A 21,156-nucleotide genomic window follows, 5' to 3' on the forward strand; every position below is an offset into this window, starting at 1 on the left:
CGGAACATGACTATATCATGAAGTTCCATTTTGTCACCGTGGTGTGGGGCGAGGAATATACCGCCCATTTTCTTAACCGTTGCCTGCCAAACCAGCTTACGCCCGGCAACCTCCACGCTTTTAAAGACACCGGCGGCGCACTCTACAAAATATACACCACCAGAAAAGACGCCGGATCAATCGAAAACAGTGAAAATTACAAGCGGGTAAAATATATATTACCTGTTAGCCTGAACATCATGGACGAAGACTCCCTGGAAAACATCGCCGGGGACGAAAAATACCGGAAGACCATAGACCTTATGAACAGTCTCCATGGCAGGGCCATTAAAGAAGCCAACGCGGACGACGCGGCCATTTTCATCCTCACACCGGACGCGCTGTGGTCCGAAGGGGCCTTTTCAAAAGCGCGGGACATTGTGAAAGGCGGCAAGCGCGTGGTGCTCCTGCCACAGCTAAGAGTGGCCCAGGAAACCTTCCTGCCCGAATATGAAAGGCTGTTTGGCGCTGGCAATGGCGGTTGTCCCGCCCCGGCGCGGGAACTGACAAAGCTGGCTCTGGCGCACATGCACCCATATACGAAAACGTTTTATGTGGACTCGCCAAATTTCTCCACGGAATTCACCTGGTATCTTTTCTGGCGCGCCGGGGAAAGCGGGCTCGTCGCCCGGTGCCTTTATTTCCACCCGTTCCTGATTTATCCAAAAGTGAAGGACGCGGTTCCCATGGTGGCGGTGGACCATGATTACCCCGCCATGGCCGTGCCCGAATATAAGGATTATTACTTCGTCAAGGACTCCGACGAGATCGCCGGTTACGAGTTCAGCCCCGCTGGAAAGCTGGCGGAATTCATTTCGCCGGGGCAATTTAATGAGCGGGATTTTACATGGAACGCGCTGGCGCGGTACTCCCGGCCTTTAAACAGGAAAATGCTACTTAACCCGATTGTGGCGCACGGCGGCGAGGTTACGCGGGAATTCATGGAGGCGCGGGAGGAGTCCGGCAGGATAGCTCGCAGGCTGGTGGCGATGTTCGAGCTGGCCCAGCGTTATAAGAACTGGCAGGAGAAGCCGCGCCCCAGGAATATGGACCATGTGAAACGCGTGGTGATATTCGGGAGCGGCTCTGGCGGGCGGAAAATGATCCCAGTCGCGGCAAGGCTCGGCTGGAGCGTTGCGTACATTGTGGATAATGACAGCGCCCGGTGGGGCGGCGTAGTGGACGGTTGTGGAATAAAAGGGCCAGACGCCCTTGGTAGCGCGGATTACGATTTGATAATGGTTTCTTCCGGCCCGGGCCGCGAGGGCATTTTCGCGCAACTTTATGGGCTGGGTTATAAATATGGGCGGGATTATATTTATTACCAGGACACGGTGATAGTTGGCGGCGAGTTAATATCCCTTTTTGATTATTAAGGGCGCTTTGGCCGTTTGGCCAGAAAAGCCCGCCCAAGAACGTGTGTTTGCAGATACGGCCAGAACTGGCCCACCTGTTTTAAGTCCCCCTTTTTGTACGCTTCGTTAACAGCCCTGCGGATGGCCTGCCCGTCCCACACCTGCGATTCTAAAAACATTGCGCTGTTAACGGTATCCAGCGCGAAAGGTTTCAACGGGCCCGCCAGCCATTGGGCCATCGGGTTGGCAAACCCCACCTTCGAAGGCCGCGTCCGGATGCTTTCGGGAAGAACTCCGCGCATGGCCTCCCGCAGGACCAGTTTTGTAAAACCATCTCCAACTTTGCGCCCCTCCGGTAGCGAGAACGCGTAGCGCACAAGTCTCCAGTCCATAAACGGCGCGCGTATCTCCACCCCGTGCGCCATGGAAACCCTGTCGAAATTGCGCAAGATGGTCGGCAGGCGGGTAAAGTGGAAATCATCGTACAGCCTGCGGTTAAGAACGCCCATGCCCTGGAGAATCTTCATGTCGTCATCGGGTATATCTCTTGCGTAGCGCTCCGGCTTTCTAATAAGCCACGGGTTGGGATAAACCGGGGATTTAAAATAATCTTTCGTAACCATGATTTCAGAACTGGCGGAATAAATATCGTCCTGATAGTAGATAAAATCCTTTCCGTAAATGAAACCCGACTCGTGAAGGCTGTTAAATATCCCTTTCTTGCCCGGCGCGGAGGCCACAATTATCAGGTCAAAATCCCGGCCCGGCAATATTGCCGGGTCTTTAATTTCGAGCCCCTCCAAAGCGGATCCCCACTTGCCCTTATCGTTATCCACGAAACAAACCACTTCCCACCCACGGCTTTCCGCAAGGCGTAAGGCGGCGGCGCCTCCTTGCCCCGAGCCGAAAATAACCACCCGCCGGACGTTATCGCCAACAACCACTGTGGCGGGGTGGTTGCTGTTGGCGTAATATTCCAGGGTTTTTGAACTTCGCTCCGCATAATCCGGAAAAACGCTTCGGACACCAGGCGGATACATGCCGGTAAGGATTGTCCGTAGCTTCTCATACCGGGTCGGGTCCGGTTGCGGCAGGATATGGCTGTCCATCAGCTCTTCCACGTGATGGTGATAGCCAGCCAGCAATTCATCACCGCCGTGCCCGTCTATGGAAACGCGCAGGCCATCTTCCCGCATTCTGCGGTATAACAGCCACGCGGAGGCGGGCAGGTCGTAAATCTCCTCGAAACCGGACAGGATTTCATCCAGCAGGCATATTCCCCCCAGCGGGTCTATCTCCTCGAAAACGGCGGGAGCCCCGGTGTGGCGAATGACATCTTCGGCGAATGGGCGTTCGTCCTGCGGCGTGGCGGGGAACGAAGCCACAAAAGCCTTCGGCCGCCGCTCCGGTCCTCCTCCGCCTTTCCATAACGAGCAGAAGATGGAGCCGGAATCCAGCCCGCCGCTTAACGCGGCCCCGATGGGCACGTCGCTCCGTGTCCTTATCCCGCACGCGTCGAAAAACAGTTCCCGGAACTTTTCTACCTGCTGTTGAGGCGTGGAAGGGGGCGCATAAAGATGCTCCAGCGTGTTCCACCATCTGGATACCCTGGGCGGATAGCCTTTCATTATCGTAAGGCAATGGCCGCCCATGAGCCTTTTCACGCCCGTTAAAAGACAGTCCTCCGAGCCTTCGATGCTGTTATAGTCATTCAAGGCGCGGGCCACTATTCGCGGGTCGTAAACCGGGTTGAACCACTCCAGGGCCAGAAACGCTTTCATCTCGGAGGCGAAAGCGAATCGCGCTCCGTCATAAAAATAATGGAGAGGTTTTACGCCGAACCTGTCCCGGGAGAGAAACAGCTTCCTCTCCCGGCTGTCCCATATGGCCAGCGCCCACATCCCGTTGAAATGGGTCTGGCAGGCCTCGCCCCACTGCGCGTAAGCCGCCAGAACCACCTCCGTGTCCGACGAGCTTTTGAAACGATGTCCCAGCCCCTCCAGACGTTCCCGCAATTCAGGGTGGTTATATATCTCGCCGTTGAAGGTTATGGTATAGCGTCCATCCAGGTAAGACATGGGCTGTTTGCCGGCGCCGGAAAGGTCGATAATGGCCAGCCGCCGGTGACCAAGGCTCAAGCGGGCTTCCGCGTCGCGGTAAACCCCGCGCCCGTCCGGGCCGCGGTGGGCGAGGCTGTCGGTGAACGCGTCCATATCGGCGGGGGAGATGTCCCGCCCGTCAAGATTCCATACGCCGGTTATTCCGCACATGCCCTGTTACCGCTTGAATGAATATCTGGCGAAAGAAGCAAGATCGGCTAACGCGGCTTTCGCTTCAAGCCTGGAATTTATCCGGCCTATTATTCTGTCCGACTCCAGTTCCGCGGTTTCCCAGTCCGTTTGGCCATCTTTCACCCGCATGTAGTATTTATGGTGTGAATAGCGGCGGTGGTCCGCCCCATGGGCGTTTAGACGGAAACGATTGACGCTGGCAAGGTCTGGTTCGCAATAAGACGCATCAGCGTCCACCAGCCTCAAAAGCAGAATGTCGTCCGAATCCGTGATGAACTCAACATCGGAGGCTTTTGGGGCCGTGTCATAATACACATCCGTATCCACATCTTCAGGGTCCAGCTTATTCCAATCCAGGTAGCTTACGGACCTTGGCCATATTAGCAGGGGGAGCCAATCGTAACTGCGGACCAGCATTCCACAGTCCCCGGCTTTCCAGAAATGTTTCAATCGCGCGGGTGAAACGCCGTAACCGCCGCCGCTTTTCCACCGTATCGCTCCGGATGGATGTCGAAGCGCCAGTTTCGCCAGCCGCCTGGAGGAATTGTCCGGATTTCCGTCCTTGCCCATAAGCGCCCGGGAAAAATCCCCGTCAACCGGGACATCCGGCGCAAGGGCCAGATATTTTTTCCCACGCGCCGCCATCTCGTAAAGCTTCGGGAAAGTTCCGTCGGATAGAATGATGTCCGGGGCCAGCATGACCAGCGCCGCCCTGGTTTCCGCCGCCTTCATGATAGCCGTCCGTTGGAACATCGCTCTGGCGCGCCGGAGCTCATTGTGCGGTATCCGTTCGAATCCCCCTGTTGAAATGGATACCGGCAGGATTTTCGCCAGCCTGTTAAACGCGGGTGAATTTTTGATCCCCTCCGCCAACTCATCCGGCGCGAACAGGGTGTAGCTGACCTCCGGGAAATCCTGTAGCGACGGAAGATTTTTCATGGAAAGGTGGCAGGGTAGCGCGACACCCGTGTAAAGTCCGGCCTCCCGTTCCGTCATTACCATTGTGGCGATGTTCAACGGCGTCAGGCGCTCCTTCGCGGTAGCCAGGGGAACTCCGGCGCGCCTTGGCCCCCGAAGCCGTTCCAGGATTAATTCATGGATCCGCCCGCACCGTTTGATGGGGGTGTGGTCTCGAAGGGTACGTTCCTGCCCGGCCCTGGCTATTTGTTCGCGAACGGAGTCATGCTCCAGGAGGTACGCGGCTTTTTCCTCGCATTCGCCCAGCGACGAATATGTGACAATCTCGCGATCCTTATCGAACAGGTCGGCCATGTTGGTTCCGTCATCGGTCAGCAGGCACGCGCCCACGCCAGTGGCCTCGAACATCCGCATGTTGCCCACCTCGCCATCCGCGGCCACGGTATGGATGTTCAGGGTTACCCTAGACCGCGCCAGGACCCGGTACATATCCATACCGAAAACGGCGTCCCGGCATTTATCCGGATACAGGTCTCTTAAACATTTGGATGGCGCTATGGCGTTTACATGACCCGAGCCGTTGTTACCGGCGTTCAATGCGCCCCGAGCCATTTTTATAAGCTCGATGCCTGCATTGCTGGCAACCTTGCCTTCAAATGAAACCAGCCGCCTCAAAAAGGTTTCGCCGACTCTGTTCAAACCCCCTTGCGCAAGTATTTTCGAGATCCGGCTGATATGTTCAACGAAAGACGGATCCGGGGCCGACCGGCCCATTTCCCAAACTTGAAGATCTGTCCGCTCCAGCAAATCCGAAAGCATTTTATATCGCGACCAATGGGTTTCAGGCATGGCCGGGTATGAACAGCCGGACGAGCCGATGAAAGAAAACCCGATGTCCCTTATGGTGTCCTGGGCGTCAAGCCTGGCCAAAACAGACTGGTCAAAGGAATGGTAGATTACGTGGGACTGTATGCCGTTTGCGTGCAATTGCCTTTTCAGTTTCGGCGCGCCTACGATTATCAGATCGTAATATTGACATTCGCCGGGCGGGATAAGAAAGCTTAAATTGAGGGCCACAAGCCTTACGAATGGAAACCGGCTTAAAAAGGTTTTTTGAATTTCCTCCGGAAACAGATTCCCCCCTTGGTAATAGACCACATCCGGTTTGATGGACTCGATCTGCCCCAGAAGGATCTCATGCCGCCAATTGCGGGGTTCATAAGGAAATCCGTTTTCCCTCGCCCAGGTCTCCTGGGCGATTTTAGCGTCGTAAACGATATCGGACGCCTCGTTCCCCAGCGCGCGCATGGCTTTTGAAAAACTGTCGGAATAAAACAGGCCCTGGGCGAATAGGGCGCGCATCTGCTCTTCGTAGGGCTTGTTTTCCAGCCCCGGATTGTTTTCATACACCCCTTCGATGGCCAAGGGATAATGGCCCATCGGGGCGATTCTCAAAATGCGGTAATTATCCATCGGTAAACCGTATAGTCGCGCTGAAAGGCCAGGTTGTTTTCCATCATCGGGCGTTCAGGAATATTAACATAAGCCTCGCCAAACCATGTGATTGACAACGCGCCGCTCTGCCCTAAGAATAGGTAATCGGGCTTTGTCCGGTTGTTTTGGCTCATAACGCCTTTATCGGTAAAAAAGCGGCCATCGCGAGGCTAAAAGCTAAAGAATTATCCGGAAAATGCCGATAAAATGGGAAACCGCATGAAAAAACCACGTTCGGGCCTCGGCGTATGATAATTGTTGGGCAGTTGGGCTGTGGCTATTGGGGGCCAAACCTTCTCCGCAATTTTTCTTCCAGGAAAGATTGCCGGGTTAAATGGGTGGCCGAGGTTAGCGCCGAGCGCCAGGCCTATGTCCGCGAAAATTATCCGGACACCCCTGTTACTCCCCACTTCGAAGAAGTGTTGGCGGATCCTGAAGTAAACGCGGTGGTAATAGCCACACCGGCGGCCACCCATTTCGCCCTGGCCCGAGCCGCGCTTCAAAACGGCAAACATGTCCTCGTTGAAAAACCCTTCACCAACAGCGTCTCCCACGCCCAGGAGCTTGCGGCCCTGGCGGCGGAAAAAGGGCTTGCGCTGATGGCGGGCCACACGTTCATTTACAACGCCGCCGTGCGGTATGTGAAAAACCTGGTGGATTCAGGGGAACTGGGGGACATCTTCTATATTTACTGCCAGCGGCTGAACCTGGGCAAGGTGCGGTCCGATGTCAACGCATGGTGGAATTTCGCGCCGCACGACGTATCCATATTGCTATATCTGTTGAATGGCAGTCTTCCGGCGGCGGTCACCGCTGTCGGTTCGGATTACATCCAGTCCGGCGTCGAAGACGTGGTGTTCGCCACATACTCGTGGGCGAACAAAATGACCGCCCACGTGCACGTAAGCTGGCTTGATCCGGGGAAAACACGCCGGATAACCGTGGTGGGTAGCAAGAAAATGGTGGTGTACAACGACATCAGCGACGACAAGATAGCGATATACGACAAAGGGGTGGATCGCATCCCCCGGCTGGCCCAGCGGATGGATTTCGACCATTACAACGGATATCAGCTTTCCCAGCGCACCGGCGATGTGATATTGCCCAAAATAAATTTCACAGAGCCGCTGAAAGTCCAGGCGGAGCATTTCCTGGAATGTATCCGGGACGGCAAAGAGCCGCTGACAGGCGCGCGGCACGCCATACCGGTGGTGATGGCCCTGGAGGCGGCCCAACGGGCTTTAAAAACCAGGCAAAGCGTTTCGATAGGCCACGAGCATCCGGATTTCAGCGGCCCGTTGGCTGAAACAAGCCTTTCGCACATTAAATAGCCGGTGTCCGGCTCCCGGCCTTTAACATGGTAACCAATGATTCCTCTGGTTGATTTAAAAGCCCAATACGCCGCCATCCGGCGCGAGATAGACGCCGCCCTGCAAGGCGTGCTGGACTCCTGCGCGTTCATAAAAGGCGCGAACGTGGCGGCGTTCGAGCGGGAATTCGCCGGGTTTTGCGGCGCCAGCGGATGCGCCACCACCGGGAATGGAACAGACGCGTTGTATTTGGCCCTCCGCGCCCTGGGAATCACCGCCGGGGATGAGGTAATCACCGTTGCCAACACCTTCATTGCCACCGCGGAGGCCATAACCCTCGCAGGCGCCAAGCCGGTTTTCGTGGATACGCTGGAAGGCTCCATGCTCTTGGATCCATCCGCGCTGGAATCCGCTATAACCTCCAAAACAAAAGCCATAGCCCCGGTGCATTTGTACGGCCAGCCCTGCGACATGGACAGTGTGATGGATATCGCCGGGCGCCACGGCCTGCTCATGGTGGAAGACGCGGCGCAGGCCCATGGGGCGTTGTGGTCTGGCAAACCGGCGGGAACGCTGGGCCACGCGGGCTGTTTCAGTTTTTTCCCGGGTAAAAATCTGGGCGCTTATGGGGACGGCGGCGCCGTGATAAGCGGCGACCAGGAATTGATACGCAAAATCGGTCTATTATCGAACCATGGCCGGTCGGACAAATACCTCCACCAAATGGAAGGGGTCAACAGCAGGCTGGACGAGCTTCAGGCGGCGGTGTTACGCGTCAAACTGCGATACCTGCGGGAGTGGACGGATAAGCGGAACCGCGTTGCGAGACTATATATAGAGGCCCTCACCGGCTCAAATGTAAAATTGCCGGAAGTGGATGGGCGTTCTGAACCCGCATGGCATCTTTTCGTTATCCGCGTTGGCAACCGGGACGAGCTTCGCGCCAGGTTGAAGGAACAGGGGGTGGACACCGGCGTTCACTATCCCGTTCCACTTCATCTGCAACCGGCCTATGAACGGTTTGGGATGCCCGAAGGTTCCTTGCCGGTCACCGAGCGGCACGCCCGGCAAATCCTGAGCCTTCCGATATATCCGGAGCTTTCCGGGGGCCAAGTGGCCCATGTGGCTGAAATTGTGCGAAAGTACGCCCGGCCGGTGGAGAATTGAGCGGAATATGAGCATCGTCGCCCATCCGTATAACGCGGAGCTTGCCAGCGCATGGGACGACTTTGTTTCAAACCAGTCCAGAAACGGGACCATCTTCCACGAACAGCGCTTTCTGGAGTATCACCCGCCCGGCCGGTTTACCGACGCTTCGCTGGTGTTCCATGAAAATGGCTCCGCTGTGGAAAAAATCATCGGCGTGTTTCCGGCGGCGCTGGTTGCGCAAAATGGAGAGACGAGGCTTGTGTCCCATCCGGGAAGCTCTTACGGCGGGCTTGTTTACGGGCCGAAAACCACCGCCCGGCAGGTGATGGAGATGGTGGAGGGAATTATAGGACACGCGCAAAGCCTGAAGGCCCAATCGGTGGAAATGCGCCTGGCGGAGAACCTGATTTTCTCCGACCCGCCGGATCAGGAGCTGGGCTTCATGCTCTGGCACAGGGGGTTTACGCGCAAATCGCTGGAGCTGAGTAGCGCCATAAACCTTTTGACCGGCGCGCGTCTTTCCGGGATGAAAAGCACCGTGCGATGGTCCGTGGGCCGGGCGCAAAAAGACGGGGTCACGGTGGAGACGGAAAGGCCCGTGGAAGAGGCCTACGCGCTGATAGAGAAAAACCTGGCCGCAAAATACGGGAAGAAACCAACCCACTCACTGGAAGAGTTGCAGGAACTCAAACGCAGGTACCCGGAACGGATACGCATATGGTCCGCCATGACAGACGGCCAATGCGCCGGAACCACGGTGATATTCGAGGCCAATAGAAAATCCGTACACGTATTTTACATCGCGCAGGATTACAAATTCTCCAAAGCCCAGCCGCTCTACCTGCTTTTCGACAGGGTTGTCGCCCACTACGCGGACATGGGTTTTGAATGCCTCAACTTCGGTATCTCCTCCCGGGAACGGTGGATAAAATGGGGTATACTTGAGTTCAAAGAAAGCTTCGGCGCCCGCGGCGTCACACGGGAAACATGGGCGCTTAACGATTTGGCGGCCCCTAAACCGCACGACGGCCCGCCGCATGAAACAGGTATCCGGCAATGAAACTCAGGGCGCTTCTCATCAAGCCGAACATTGTTTCAAGACGCGGTTTCGACATGCTCAACAAAATGACGCCCCCCCTGGGCCTCGGCTACATCGCAAGCGCCCTGCTGGCGGCAGGGCATGAAGTGAAAATACTGGACATGGTGGCCGAAGGCGCGGGCAGGATGTGGGATTACGGAGCCTCCCATACCTGCCATGGCCTAACAGACGATGACCTGCTCGATGTTTGCCGGGCCTTCGCTCCGGATGTCGTGGGCGTCACCGGATTCACGACCCAGCATTCCAGGATCGTGGAAATCATATCGGCGGTCAAAATAGCGTTGCCAGGCGTGATAACCGTGCTGGGCGGCGTGCACGTCACATCCATTCCGGAGATGGTGATGGAATGCTCCGGGGCCGATTACGCCCTTCTTGGTGACGCGGAGGAATCCATCGTAGGGCTGTTCGAGGCGGTGTCGCCGGGTAATGCCCAAGCTTTGGAGCGGATAGGCGGGCTTGCGCGGCGGGTGGACGGCGGGATAGCGGTTAATCCGTTGAACGCCAGGGGGCTGGATATAGGTGGAATAAGGCCTCCGGCGCGCCAGCTGTTACCCAATGAGGCGTATATCAGGCACGGCATCCCAATGCCCGTGATCACCTCCCGCGGATGCCCTTACAGTTGCGCGTTCTGTTGCGTGCACGTCAGCCGGGGCCGTTCATACTATTACCGCGACCCCGCCAGCGTGGTGGACGAGATAGAGTCCGTCGTCCGCGATTACGGTTACGGCACGGTATCGATATTCGATGACGCTTTCAACGTTATTCCGGAGCGGGTTATCGCGATTTGCAAGGAGATCAAGAATAGAAGGCTGGGCATAAGGCTGGTGCTCCCCAGCAGTCTGATAATAAGCAGGCTCACGCGGGAAACGCTTTTCTGGCTCAAGGAGGCCGGATGCGTTTCGGTGGCGCTTCCATTCGAGCATGTGGACGAGAAGATAAGGAACTCCGTCATCAACAAGAACCTCCCTTCATCCCGGTTCGAGGAAGTGTTGGAATGGTGCAGGGACGTGGGGCTTCTGGCCGTAGTAAATTTCGTTCTCGGCATGCCGGGGGAGACGGAGGAAACGCTCCGCGCCATCGTGGATTATGTGGGAAAAAACGCGTTCCGGATGGACGGGGTGGCCAGCTACATCGCCACCCCTTTTCCCGGCACCCCGTTTTACCGGGAATGTGAGGAGAAAGGGTATCTGGACAGGGCCGCCCCATTTCTGGAGTACGACCTGTATGGAAGCGTGATAGACACTCCATGGATAACGGGGCGGGTGGTGGAGAAATACAAGACGGAGATCGATTCGGCGTTCAAACGGGCCAGGGAAGGGCTTTTCGATGAAAATATCGTAAGGCGCGCCATCCGCAAGTCCGATAAGGAAGCCATGGCGTATGTGAACAGCTACTATTTCGAAAAGCGCAACCAGGAGTGGGACAAGAGGGCGGAAATCCGCTGATCCAAAGACCCGGTAATAAAAATGGCAATAGACGTGGATAAACAGCGGGGGATACTGGAAGGCATTTCACGCCACTATAACGTTTACGAGGGGTTCGACCGGCGGCAGAACGAAGTGGTGGGGGAAATGATGGCCGAGCGCGTCCGCGGCAAAAGGACCCTGGAATTGGGATGCGCCAACGGGCTCATCACGGGGATGTTGCTTAAAACCGCCGCCGCGCTGGACGTGGTGGACGGCGCCGGAAAATACATCGCCGAGGTGACCGCCAAATACGGTCCGGCCATAAGCGCGCATGTATCCCTTTTCGAGGAGTATGATCCCCCCTGCAAATACGAGGCGGTGGTCTTCGCCAACACCCTGCATCACATCCATGCCCCGGAGGCGTTGCTGGAAAGGATACGCGGATGGGTGGCGCCCGGAGGCAGGCTGTATATAACCGCGCCCAACATGCTTTCCCTTCACAGGCGTCTGGGAGTGCTGATGGGGAAGCTTAAAGACACCCATGACGCGACCGAGCGGAACCTGGCCTTCGACCAGCCGGGGCGCTATACCAAGGCCAGCCTTATTGCCCAGCTGGAACGGGCGGGGTACCGTGTAGTGGAGTGCCATGGATTTTTTCTAAAGCCGTTCAGCCACGCCCAGATGGAAACGCTGGATCCTTCGCCGGAGCTTATGAAAGCCCTCTGCCAGATGGGCAGGGAACTGGAAGAGTACGCAAGCCTTATTTTCGCCGAAGCGGAGCCTTTAAGATGAAACGGCTGGCCAGGCGGATGGACCGTGGGGCAAGACCCGGAGAGACTGTGGCTGAATTCCGCTTCGGAACCAAGGCCGAAACCCTGGAGCGCCTGCAAAGAACGCTTAGCGGCGCGGTTGTGCCGGAATTCTTTTATTTTGACGCCGACGCCTGGAAAACAGGATGGATGGACATAATCCGGCGAGCGCCATCTGTTTCCGGGGGCGGGAAAATAATAATCCGCAGTAGCGCCGCCGGTGAGGATGGGGCCGCCCGCTCTATGGCTGGCGCATATTTAAGCGTGGCGGATGTGGATCCGCAAGACGAGACGGCTGTGAAAAAGGCCATCGCCCGGGTTATCGCTTCGTACAAGGGGAACGGCGGCCAGGTGATCGTCCAGCGCATGGCGCTGGATATAGCGGTAAGCGGCGTAATCATGACCCGGAGCGTTACAGACGGCGCGCCATACTATGTCCTGGATTACGATGATGTTTCGGGAAAGACCGACGTGGTAACCGGCGGTATCGGCGCGCACAAAACGGTTTACGTTTACAGGGGATCGGCCCACTCGGCCATAAAATCGCCCCGGGTGGCGGCGATGGTGGATCTGGCCAGGAAGGTGGAGGCCGTCTGCGGAGAGACGCCTCTGGATATAGAATTCGCGCTGGGCAATGATGGTACCCAATTCCTCCTCCAGGTCCGCAGGATAACCTCTGAACATCATTGGCGGGCCCATACGGCGCGTGATGTGGCCCAAAGCCTTTCGGGCCTGGAGGAATTCGTGGCCGGACGGTCAGCGCCCCGGCCCGGCCTTTCGGGCTCGTCCACGGTGTTCGGCGTCATGCCGGACTGGAATCCCGCAGAACTGCTGGGCGACGCTCCGGCGCCTCTGGCCATTTCCCTGTTCCGCTGGCTGATAAGCGATGAGGTATGGAGAAAGGCCAGGGAGCTTATGGGCTACAAGCGCCTTCCTGAAGAAGAGCTTATGGTTACCCTGTGCGGCCGTCCCTATATAGACGTGCGTAATAGCCTGAATTCCTTTCTCCCCGCCGGTCTTGACGGAAAATTTGAGAGCGCCCTTGTGGACGCGTGTCTTGCCCGGCTCTCCGAAAGCCCCGAGCTTCACGACAAGCTGGAGTTCGAGGTGGCCCTGACCGTCCTGGATTTTGATTTCGAAAGGGAAACAGCCGCGTGGTATCCGGATGTGTTCACAGGCGGCGGTAAAATGCGGTTCCGCGAAAGCCTGCGCGCGCTTACGAACAACGCCCTTGACCTGGGCCATGGGGGCACGTTGCCGGAATTCATCAGCCAGGCCATGAAGCTTGAAGCCATGCGGGATGGCGGTGACCGGGCGCTTGAAAAAAACGGAGACTCCACCGAACTGCTTGGCCAGGCGCTAAAACTGCTGGATGAGTGCCGGATATATGGCACGCTTCCATTTTCATCCATAGCAAGACATGCGTTCATCGGCGAAAAACTTTTAAAATCGGCGGTGGCCAGGGAGGCGCTTGACGCAGGAAGGGTGGCTGGGTTCAAAAGATCCATCCGCACCGTATTCAGCGAGCTTTCCCGCGATATGGCCAAGATCTCCCGGGGTGGCGCTTCCCTGGATGGTTTCATGCGCCGCTATGGACATTTGCGGCCAGGGGCGTTCGATATCACCTCCAGCCGTTACGCCGATATGCAGGAGATGTTTATCAACGGGGAATTGGCGGCCCCGGCGGAAAACGGGGCTTTTACGCTGACTGCGCGGGAAAGCGGGGCCATTGGAAGCCTTCTGGCCGAAGCCGGGATAAATTCCGCAAACCCCGCCGGGCTTTTGGAGCACGCCAGGCTTTCAATCCAGTGGCGGGAACGGGCCAAGTTCCTCTTCACAAAGAACCTTTCGGATGCTCTGGAGCTCTTCGCCGCCTGGGGGGAGCGCCAGGGATTGTCCAGGGAGGACACGTCATTCCTGACCGTCCGGGAGATGGAGGAATTCGCGGCGCGCCCCGGCTCCATCGGGGCTTCAACGTTGCGCGAAGTGGTTGACAGCAGAAGGGCCGGGAAGGATCTTTTCAAAACGGTCAAGCTGGGATATTTAATAAGGAACATCAGCGACCTGCGCGTCTCTCCCGTGTTACGGAGCCGTCCGAATTTCATAACGGAAAAAAGGGTGTCGGGTCCGGTGGCGCTGATAGAAAAGATACCGGAAGACACAAGGAACATCGCCGGGAAAATAGCCCTCGTTAAAAACGCCGACCCTGGGTACGACTGGATATTCACCCGTCGCATTAAGGGGCTTGTGACAAAATACGGCGGGGCCAACTCTCACATGGCCATCCGGTGTGTGGAGATGAACCTTCCCGCGGCCATAGGTTGCGGTGACGAGATTTTCGCAAAACTTGCGGCCAGCGGTTACGCGGAGTTGAATTGCGATGAGAAAACCGTGCGCCCTGCGATAGTGGGAGATTATGACGGAGCTTAGGATAGGCGTTACAACACGGGAGACCCGCCACGCGGCAAGCGGTGATACGAGGGACGCCATAAGCCGCGATTGGGCGGGGTTTATCGGCGCGGCCCTGCCGGAAGCGTTGTGGATGCCCGTGCCGAACGTGGGCCCCACCGCGCGGGAATACGCCCAAAGATGGGGGCTTAACGGTTTCATATTCACCGGCGGGGAGGATTACACAGGGCGATCGGTCAGAGATGTAACTGAAAAGGGGCTTCTTGAGCTGGCGCTGGAAAATAAATATCCGGTCTATGGCGTGTGCAGGGGGATGCAATTCTTCCAGATATATTTTGGCGGGAGTCTTGTGGAGTGTCCTGGCCGGTCGCACGTGTCCGCCCGCCACGCGGTGACTTTCGTCAACACAGGCAAAGAGGAGCGCGCCACGGTGAATTCTTTCCACAGATGGGGGATGAGGGCCGATGGGCTCGCTCCGGCGCTGAAACCTTTCGCTATCACGGACGACGGTTTTGTGGAGGGGGTCAATGCGCCGGATAACAGGCTAATGGCCACAATGTGGCACCCGGAAAGGGAATCCCCTTTCGCAAGGGGCGATATTGGACGTTTGCAGGCTCTGTTCCTATCGTGAACACAAGGACGCTTAACGCTGTTATTCTGGCCGCTGGCAGGGGCTCCCGAATGGGGGAAGTCACCGTGGACACGCCCAAATGCCTGGCCTCCATCGGCGGCAAGCCGATGCTTCAATGGCAAATGGCCGCCCTGAGGGAAGCCGGAATCGGGAAGATATCAATTGTGACCGGTTACAAGCGGGAAAAGCTGGAGGCATACGCGGGGGATAGTGTTGGTTTTTATCACAATCCCCGCTGGGCGGAAACGAACATGGTCAGCAGTCTTGTAACCGCGAGCTCCGTTTTATCGGGGGATGGGTGCGTGGTCAGTTATTCGGATATCGTATATCATCCCTCCGTCATAAAAACGCTGATTGCGGCGGAGGGGGATGTATGCGTCACATACGACACCCAATGGCTGGAACTGTGGGGGATAAGGTTCCCAGATCCGCTGGAGGACGCGGAAACCTTCAGGGAAGAGGGCGGCCGCCTGCGGGAGATCGGCGGTAAACCGGCCAGCCTTGAACAAATAGAGGGGCAATACATGGGCCTTCTGAAATTTACGCCAGCCGGATGGCGCGGGGTTTCGGGCGCTTTAGCGGCCCTGCCGGAAGACCGCCGCGGGAAAATGGACATGACATCGCTTTTAAGCCATCTTCTCAGGCTGGGAATCCCGGTGGAAACCGTGGCGGTGCGGGGCCGGTGGCTGGAGGTGGACAGCGTCGGCGATATCATCGCCTACGAGAAGAAACTCGCTGGCGCAGACACATTCAGCCATGACTGGCGCTGGTGACACACGAAATGTTTAACAAGATGATCGGTACGATTGAAAGCGCCATCACCGGGGCGCGGGAAGCCCTTGACGCGCATGGGGCCGCCACACAGGGTGATCTTGTGGAACACGCGGCGGCGCTTATGAAAATGGCGGCCGAGCTGGTGGATCTTTCAAACACGGCCAAGTACCGGGCGTATAAAGCGCTTCTTCCAGATGGCGTTGACGGGTATAAACCATACTCCACACCGTACTTGGCCATGATCAAAGATGTGGAGAACCAGGTGCGCCTCCAGAATGAGGAGTATGGAAAATACAAATATTTTTTCGGCCAGCCGTATCAGGCCTTCGCAACGCTGGGAATATTCGGCGCCAGGGACACGGAGACAAGATACCGGGAATATGGTCTCGGCGGCATGGTGTCGCCGCATCATCGCGTGCTGGACATAGGGGCCAGTTGCGGTTTCATGTCAATTTACACCGCGCTGATGAATGGTTGCCGCGCCGACTGTGTGGAGCACAATCCGTATATGGTAAAAATCGGCGAGATAGTCGCCGGTTACCTCGGCCTCACCGGGAAAATGCGGTTCTTCGCCACGGACGTGACCGGCTGGGAGCCGGATTGCCGCTACGATGTGGTTTTCAGCTTCGCCTCCCATCACACCGATGATGGAGGGCACAGCCCGGTCTTGCGGGACTACATGAAGCGGTTGTGGTCACTGCTTGTCCCGGGTGGCGCGCTGGTTTTCGAGGGGCACTGCGCCGATTATGGGAACGGGGTGTTTTACAGGGATCTCGAGGAAAACCGTGATTTGTTCAGCTGGAGCGGCTCGCGCCGGTTCCCGCAGTCGAACCGGGAACTGTTCATAATGAGGCGCAATGGCTGAGCCCGGTTTTTCGCTGGAATGGCCCCTGCGGCCTGAATGGATAAAATCCACGGCCCCCGTCATTCAGCAGACGCGCGCCAGACCCGCCATGCCGAATGTAAACCGGGTGGCGTTCGCCATGCACAACACCGAGCTGATCAACCACTATGGCCCCATCATGCGCAAGCTTGCGCCTGCGGAATATGACATTGTGTACGTTGCGGCCAATGAAGCCGAGCGCCGGGAGATGGAATCATTCGCGCAAGGGCTGGGGTGCAACGCCGTCCCGGCCGCGCTGGCGCTTTCCGAAGGGCGTGTTTATGACGCGGCGGTGGGCGTGCATTACGGCTCCGCGGGAACGGCGCCGGATGGGGCGCCGGCCCTCTTCCGGCTGGCCGTAACCCAGATTCGCCTGATGTACAGCATCGGTAAAGACGCATGGCTGTTTTCGGACGATAATTATCATTACAACATCATCCTTTGTTTCGGCCCTTATCACCTGAACAACTTGTTGCCGTTCACGAACGCCAAAAAAGTGTCCGTGGGATACCCCAGGTTCGACAATTTCTTCAATAATCCCCCGGACAGGGCGGCGGCGCTGAAAAGCATGGGACTGGACCCGGCGCGCGAAACAATAGTGTGGCTTCCCACCCACGGAGCCTTGTGTTCCGTAAGGGAATTCGCAAAAGCGATCGGTGAATTGTCCGGAGAATACAATGTGGCGATAAAACTCCACCCGCTTACCGCCGTTAGCGACCCGGCGTCCATCGCCGCGCTTGAGGAAGCCGGTCTTAACAATTACTTTTCCGGAAGCTTCGACAACAGCAACTTGTTCTCCATAGCGGATTACGTTATCGCCGATTACGGCGGCTCCTCCTTCGGCGCCATATATACCGGCAAAAATCTTGTTCTTCTCGATGTGGCCGCGGCGGCTGGCAACGAAAATATCACCGGCGAATCATCCAGCGTCGAGCTTCGGCGATGGTTCCCCCATTACGGAGCCGGTGAAGCGGATAAAATAAGAACCGCCCTGCAAAATAAAACGCTCTGGAGCGGACAGGCCAAGACCAGCGCGGCGCTTCGGGACAGGTTCTTTGCGCCCCATTATGGTTTTTCTTCGGATGTCGCCGCGATGGCCATAAGAAATCACAGGAAGATAACCGGCGCGGAAAAATAGACAGGCGGAAGAATGGTTATATGGATAGTGGGCCTTTCGGGGTCGGGTAAAACCTCCATCGGGCGTGAGGTATATTCCTTGTGGAAGGAAAAGGCGCCCAACACCGCGCTTGTTGACGGTGACGAGATAAGGGAGGTTTTCGGCGCCCGGGGCGAGGCGGATTATTCTGTGGAGGGGCGCGAAAGAAACTCAAACCGCGTGGCGGCCCTTTGCGCCTGGCTCGACAGGCAGGGGATTAACGTCGTGTGTTGCATCCTGTCCATCTTTGAGGATAGAAGAAAAAAGAACCGCGCCGGTTATTCTTCATATTTCGAGGTGTTTGTTGACACCCCCTTTCCGGTCATCCTTCAGCGGGACACCAAGGGCCTTTATGCCCCGGCCATGCGGGGCGAGATAAAAAACGTGGTGGGGGTGGACATACCTTTCACTCCCCCCGCCGCGGCGGATCTCCGGATAGACAATAGCGCGGATAAAACCTCTTATCGTGATGACGCCGCGCTTATTCTGGCCAAGGCTGGCGTGATGTAAATGCCGTACATTTATTCCACGGGCGGCATGCCCGAAACAAAGATGCAGTATTCCTATTCCCCTTTCCTGGGGATCGGCTTTCTCCATGACTGGTTCAAGGACAGGGATAACGCCCTGGAATATCTTGGCGGCGTTTCACCGGGGCAGTCCCCATCCGCCGGAGACATTTTCGGGGGCATTAAAAAGGGGCTGGGCTCAAGCTCCATCAAGGAGGCGGAGGCCGCGCGCGAAAAGCTGGCCACCCTGGTCAAGCGGTTTGAAGTGACCAAGCGGATATATTCGGCCTATAACGGCGAACTGCGCCCGGTGGACACTCAGGACTTCATGGGGCTGGGTAATTATGCAAGTTTCGCGGAGACTCTCATAGCCGCGCATGAAATTACCGGAAGCCTGGTGTATCTGAACGCATTGCTAAAATGTGTGGATATCCTGTGCGCGGCCCGGGAGCGGATTGGGGATCAGCTTAAGGGCAGGGTGGCGGCTGTCATCAGGGAAGAAAGGGCGCGTGTGCTGGCTGTCTGCGCCCGTCATGGGACACCGTTATGAATTTACCGGGAGTGGTTTTTCTGGCCGGCAGGACCGTCAGGGCGCAGGCATACGCCCAGGCCATGGCCCGCGCGGGGATGAAACCGGAATGGGCCTTTGTATATGGCGCCGAAAGCTCCGTTACAGTTCCACCCTCTTTGCCGCAGGCTGGGCCGCCGACTGGTCTGCCACTTCCGGATCTTTCCGTGCCGCTGGAGGAAACGGCGGCGAACGCGGGCTGGCGGATTCATGAAACCGTGGCCGGGAACGTCAATGACCCCGCCATTCTGGATTTCCTTAAACGCGTAAGGCCAGCCCTTGTCATATATGCGGGTTACGGCGGACAGATAGTGGGTGATGAGGCGTTGTCTGTAGCCCCGTTCATGCACGTCCATTCGGGGAACCTGCCGGAGGAGCGGGGGAGCACCACTGTCTATTACGGTATTTTAAAGGGAACCGGCGTATGGGCCAGCGCCATTTTGCTGGAGCGGAAAATAGACACCGGCCCGGTTCTTTTAAAGGCGGAATATCCGCTTCCGCCAGCGGGGCTTGATATAGACCGACTTTACGACCCGGCCATCCGGGCCGATTTATTGTTGAAAGCGCTGAGGGAATACGCGGCCAGGGGGCATTTGCCGGAAGGGGTTAGACAGGAGCCGGATTGTGGCGAGGATTATTATGTGATACATCCCGTGTTAAAACATATTGCGGCGCTTTCCATCAACAAACCTCAGCTATAGCCCATGGCGGTTATGTATTCGCCCAGTTCTTTTTCCATGTAGCTTCTCGCCTTGGGCTCCAGGCTGTTTTCCCAATTGTTCACCTGATCAATGGATAAGTTCACTCCGCCGCCGGAAGGGTAGGGATACCCCGATTTATCCACGCCGATAGCTTCGGCTATTACGCCGAACCACTCATCCCACGCCTCCCGGCCGGAAGCTATTTCCTCCAGCTTTATTTCCATGTAATAGTTCGACTTCAAATCCACCTTTGAGCGCAAATGGAACCACCGCCGGTAAACCGGCTTTAGTATATATTCGCAAACGTCCTCCACCTTGTCCGGAGCCCATGGCATACGCATAAGAGAATAGGCCACGCCTCGCGGATCCCTCTTGATGTGGATGAAAGCGCAGTCCGGAAAAAGTTCATAAAGAAAATCAATGTCCAGTATGTTGTGCGGCGTCTTTTCGCACCAGGTCTTTTTCCCCGCCTTTTTCGTGGCGGCCATAAACACGTTATCCACGAACCTTGCGGCGTGGGCGGTTAATTCGCCCCTGTCCGGGAAATACGCGGGGAGTGTCCATAAAATGGAGGACTTCTGCGATGGATGATAAAAATTAACGCCCAATGGCGGAATACTTCTGACAAACTGCGCACCGCGAAACTTGGAGACAAATTCATCCAGTTCCCGCAGATAAACGGGCAGGTCCACATATTGTTCCACGCAATGCGCCCCCCACCGCTCCGAAAAGCTGTCCGTAAGCTGGCGGCGCAGGAAGTGGTCGAACTCCCGCGCTACGTCCCTTGCCCTTGTGAAGGAGTATGAAACCGTAAGCGCGTCCACCAGATCTTTCAGTCCATGGGAGTCTATGATGAACCGCGTTTCAGTTGGAATGGCGTAAACCTCAGGGTGCGTTCCGATAAGGTAATTCATTATGGATGTGCCGGAACGGCCCGTGCCGCCCACGAAAATGCGCTTGGGAGTTACATACATTACATTTCCTTTTGCACCAAGTGCATTCAGGTTTATCGAAAGCTCATGGCTATACACACTGGCCAGATAAATACTTGATGAAATCAATACAACTAAGCGAACAAAGCATGTTGCGCCGTTGGATCAATTTCAGGAAACTTGGAAGCCAGCCAAGAAAGTAGTTGATGCGTCTTGTAAAACCGTTGCCGCAAGGTTGGCGAACACCTGCATTGTTATAAAATCCCCTTTGTTGCACGAAACAAGCGTTGATGCCATAGGGTATGAAAGCGTAGCGCCTGCCTGGACATTTGTCCTGCCTTGGCCCTTTATAACGCCGTTAACAAGAATGAAAGCATATGCGTCACCAGGCACAGGATTTGCCGCTATCTTCCACTCTGCATTGAAGAAATAAAGTCCATCAAACGGTATAACATATCTGCTATTCGCTAGGTCAGCCTTTGACATATTGTCTATTTCAGCGGCCTGCCACGTCACTGTGGTTGTCGTCATCCCAGTGATAGCCTGATCAGCGGTCTTTACGAGCTTAAACGATGGCGTAATTAATACGCCCTTGTAGCATTCCATGGCGCCTCCATATAAATATGAATAAAAGTATAATAGTAGCGTACCAGCGCCGATTATATCTATCCCAAAAAGGACGCGTCAATGCTTATTGCGATTTATCCATGTTAGCGACTCCTTTTC

At 56.4% G+C, this 21,156-nt stretch carries 18 protein-coding genes; 14 read left to right on the forward strand and 4 right to left on the reverse strand.

The genetic code is table 11. The features are described 5' to 3' along the window. Positions 1-17 precede the first annotated feature (17 nt). A complete protein-coding gene (locus HY751_02500; protein MBI4665262.1) occupies positions 18-1,415 on the forward strand; it encodes a hypothetical protein in 1,398 nt (465 codons plus the stop codon). Here the strand turns inward: HY751_02500 and asnB are convergent. After that, positions 1,412-3,664, reverse strand: coding sequence for an asparagine synthase (glutamine-hydrolyzing) (asnB, locus tag HY751_02505; protein ID MBI4665263.1), 2,253 nt, complete (start codon positions 3,662-3,664; stop codon positions 1,412-1,414). The genes HY751_02500 and asnB overlap by 4 nt on opposite strands. A gap of 6 nt (positions 3,665-3,670) precedes the next feature. Continuing rightward, entirely contained in the window at positions 3,671-6,076 is a 2,406-nt protein-coding gene (locus HY751_02510; protein ID MBI4665264.1) for a glycosyltransferase family 1 protein, read from the reverse strand. Between the two features lie 269 nt (positions 6,077-6,345). On the opposite strand from HY751_02510, the gene HY751_02515 reads away from it, so the two are divergent. The 13 genes from HY751_02515 to HY751_02575 are packed head-to-tail and all read left to right on the forward strand — an operon-like array spanning position 6,346 to position 19,498. Further along, on the forward strand, positions 6,346-7,428 hold the full coding sequence (locus tag HY751_02515; protein MBI4665265.1) for a Gfo/Idh/MocA family oxidoreductase: 1,083 nt from the start codon (positions 6,346-6,348) through the stop codon (positions 7,426-7,428). A gap of 36 nt (positions 7,429-7,464) precedes the next feature. Beyond that, positions 7,465-8,574 (forward strand): DegT/DnrJ/EryC1/StrS family aminotransferase, encoded by a 1,110-nt coding sequence (locus tag HY751_02520; GenBank protein ID MBI4665266.1) that lies wholly within the window; start codon positions 7,465-7,467, stop codon positions 8,572-8,574. A 7-nt stretch (positions 8,575-8,581) separates the two neighbouring features. After that, positions 8,582-9,616, forward strand: a complete 1,035-nt coding sequence (locus HY751_02525; protein ID MBI4665267.1) for a GNAT family N-acetyltransferase — start codon at positions 8,582-8,584, stop codon at positions 9,614-9,616. Beyond that, positions 9,613-11,100 (forward strand): B12-binding domain-containing radical SAM protein, encoded by a 1,488-nt coding sequence (locus HY751_02530; protein MBI4665268.1) that lies wholly within the window; start codon positions 9,613-9,615, stop codon positions 11,098-11,100. Before HY751_02525 ends, HY751_02530 begins: the two co-directional genes overlap by 4 nt. 21 nt (positions 11,101-11,121) lie before the next feature. Continuing rightward, on the forward strand, positions 11,122-11,853 hold the full coding sequence (locus tag HY751_02535; protein ID MBI4665269.1) for a methyltransferase domain-containing protein: 732 nt from the start codon (positions 11,122-11,124) through the stop codon (positions 11,851-11,853). A gap of 47 nt (positions 11,854-11,900) precedes the next feature. Further along, positions 11,901-14,300, forward strand: coding sequence for a pyruvate, phosphate dikinase (locus HY751_02540; protein MBI4665270.1), 2,400 nt, complete (start codon positions 11,901-11,903; stop codon positions 14,298-14,300). Next, the gene (locus HY751_02545) at positions 14,287-14,910 is read left to right on the forward strand and encodes a gamma-glutamyl-gamma-aminobutyrate hydrolase family protein (protein ID MBI4665271.1); all 624 of its coding nucleotides are present in this window, start codon (positions 14,287-14,289) and stop codon (positions 14,908-14,910) included. Before HY751_02540 ends, HY751_02545 begins: the two co-directional genes overlap by 14 nt. A 50-nt stretch (positions 14,911-14,960) precedes the next feature. Continuing rightward, positions 14,961-15,683: a phosphocholine cytidylyltransferase family protein gene (locus HY751_02550; GenBank protein MBI4665272.1), complete on the forward strand. Its 723-nt coding sequence runs from the start codon at positions 14,961-14,963 to the stop codon at positions 15,681-15,683. 8 nt (positions 15,684-15,691) lie between these two features. Next, positions 15,692-16,549 (forward strand): class I SAM-dependent methyltransferase, encoded by an 858-nt coding sequence (locus HY751_02555; GenBank protein MBI4665273.1) that lies wholly within the window; start codon positions 15,692-15,694, stop codon positions 16,547-16,549. Next, positions 16,542-17,705, forward strand: coding sequence for a CDP-glycerol glycerophosphotransferase family protein (locus HY751_02560; protein MBI4665274.1), 1,164 nt, complete (start codon positions 16,542-16,544; stop codon positions 17,703-17,705). Before HY751_02555 ends, HY751_02560 begins: the two co-directional genes overlap by 8 nt. A gap of 12 nt (positions 17,706-17,717) precedes the next feature. Continuing rightward, complete coding sequence (locus HY751_02565) at positions 17,718-18,233, forward strand: adenylyl-sulfate kinase (GenBank protein ID MBI4665275.1); 516 nt, start codon at positions 17,718-17,720, stop codon at positions 18,231-18,233. After that, complete coding sequence (locus tag HY751_02570) at positions 18,234-18,779, forward strand: hypothetical protein (GenBank protein ID MBI4665276.1); 546 nt, start codon at positions 18,234-18,236, stop codon at positions 18,777-18,779. Beyond that, on the forward strand, positions 18,776-19,498 hold the full coding sequence (locus HY751_02575) for a methionyl-tRNA formyltransferase (protein MBI4665277.1): 723 nt from the start codon (positions 18,776-18,778) through the stop codon (positions 19,496-19,498). Before HY751_02570 ends, HY751_02575 begins: the two co-directional genes overlap by 4 nt. On the opposite strand, the gene HY751_02580 is transcribed toward HY751_02575, so the two are convergent. Beyond that, positions 19,489-20,472 (reverse strand): sulfotransferase, encoded by a 984-nt coding sequence (locus HY751_02580; GenBank protein MBI4665278.1) that lies wholly within the window; start codon positions 20,470-20,472, stop codon positions 19,489-19,491. The genes HY751_02575 and HY751_02580 overlap by 10 nt on opposite strands. 129 nt (positions 20,473-20,601) lie before the next feature. Further along, on the reverse strand, positions 20,602-21,036 hold the full coding sequence (locus tag HY751_02585; protein MBI4665279.1) for a hypothetical protein: 435 nt from the start codon (positions 21,034-21,036) through the stop codon (positions 20,602-20,604). Positions 21,037-21,156: the final 120 nt, after the last annotated feature.

The organism is Nitrospinota bacterium (assembly GCA_016208975.1).
GTDB lineage: Bacteria > Nitrospinota_A > UBA7883 > UBA7883 > JACRLM01 > JACQXA01.

Excerpts from the sequence above, each read along its gene's own strand:
- HY751_02525 (MBI4665267.1), top strand. The coding sequence starts at position 8,582 with ATGAGCATCGTCGCCCATCCGTATAACGCGGAGCTTGCCAGCGCATGG.
- HY751_02580 (MBI4665278.1), bottom strand. The coding sequence starts at position 20,472 with ATGTATGTAACTCCCAAGCGCATTTTCGTGGGCGGCACGGGCCGTTCC.
- HY751_02575 (MBI4665277.1), top strand. The coding sequence starts at position 18,776 with ATGAATTTACCGGGAGTGGTTTTTCTGGCCGGCAGGACCGTCAGGGCG.
- HY751_02550 (MBI4665272.1), top strand. The coding sequence starts at position 14,961 with ATGGGGGAAGTCACCGTGGACACGCCCAAATGCCTGGCCTCCATCGGC.
- HY751_02560 (MBI4665274.1), top strand. The coding sequence starts at position 16,542 with ATGGCTGAGCCCGGTTTTTCGCTGGAATGGCCCCTGCGGCCTGAATGG.
- asnB (MBI4665263.1), bottom strand. The coding sequence starts at position 3,664 with ATGTGCGGAATAACCGGCGTATGGAATCTTGACGGGCGGGACATCTCC.
- HY751_02500 (MBI4665262.1), top strand. The coding sequence starts at position 18 with ATGAAGTTCCATTTTGTCACCGTGGTGTGGGGCGAGGAATATACCGCC.
- HY751_02530 (MBI4665268.1), top strand. The coding sequence starts at position 9,613 with ATGAAACTCAGGGCGCTTCTCATCAAGCCGAACATTGTTTCAAGACGC.
- HY751_02555 (MBI4665273.1), top strand. The coding sequence starts at position 15,692 with ATGTTTAACAAGATGATCGGTACGATTGAAAGCGCCATCACCGGGGCG.
- HY751_02535 (MBI4665269.1), top strand. The coding sequence starts at position 11,122 with ATGGCAATAGACGTGGATAAACAGCGGGGGATACTGGAAGGCATTTCA.
- HY751_02515 (MBI4665265.1), top strand. The coding sequence starts at position 6,346 with ATGATAATTGTTGGGCAGTTGGGCTGTGGCTATTGGGGGCCAAACCTT.
- HY751_02545 (MBI4665271.1), top strand. The coding sequence starts at position 14,287 with ATGACGGAGCTTAGGATAGGCGTTACAACACGGGAGACCCGCCACGCG.
- HY751_02510 (MBI4665264.1), bottom strand. The coding sequence starts at position 6,076 with ATGGATAATTACCGCATTTTGAGAATCGCCCCGATGGGCCATTATCCC.
- HY751_02585 (MBI4665279.1), bottom strand. The coding sequence starts at position 21,036 with ATGGAATGCTACAAGGGCGTATTAATTACGCCATCGTTTAAGCTCGTA.
- HY751_02520 (MBI4665266.1), top strand. The coding sequence starts at position 7,465 with ATGATTCCTCTGGTTGATTTAAAAGCCCAATACGCCGCCATCCGGCGC.
- HY751_02570 (MBI4665276.1), top strand. The coding sequence starts at position 18,234 with ATGCCGTACATTTATTCCACGGGCGGCATGCCCGAAACAAAGATGCAG.
- HY751_02565 (MBI4665275.1), top strand. The coding sequence starts at position 17,718 with ATGGTTATATGGATAGTGGGCCTTTCGGGGTCGGGTAAAACCTCCATC.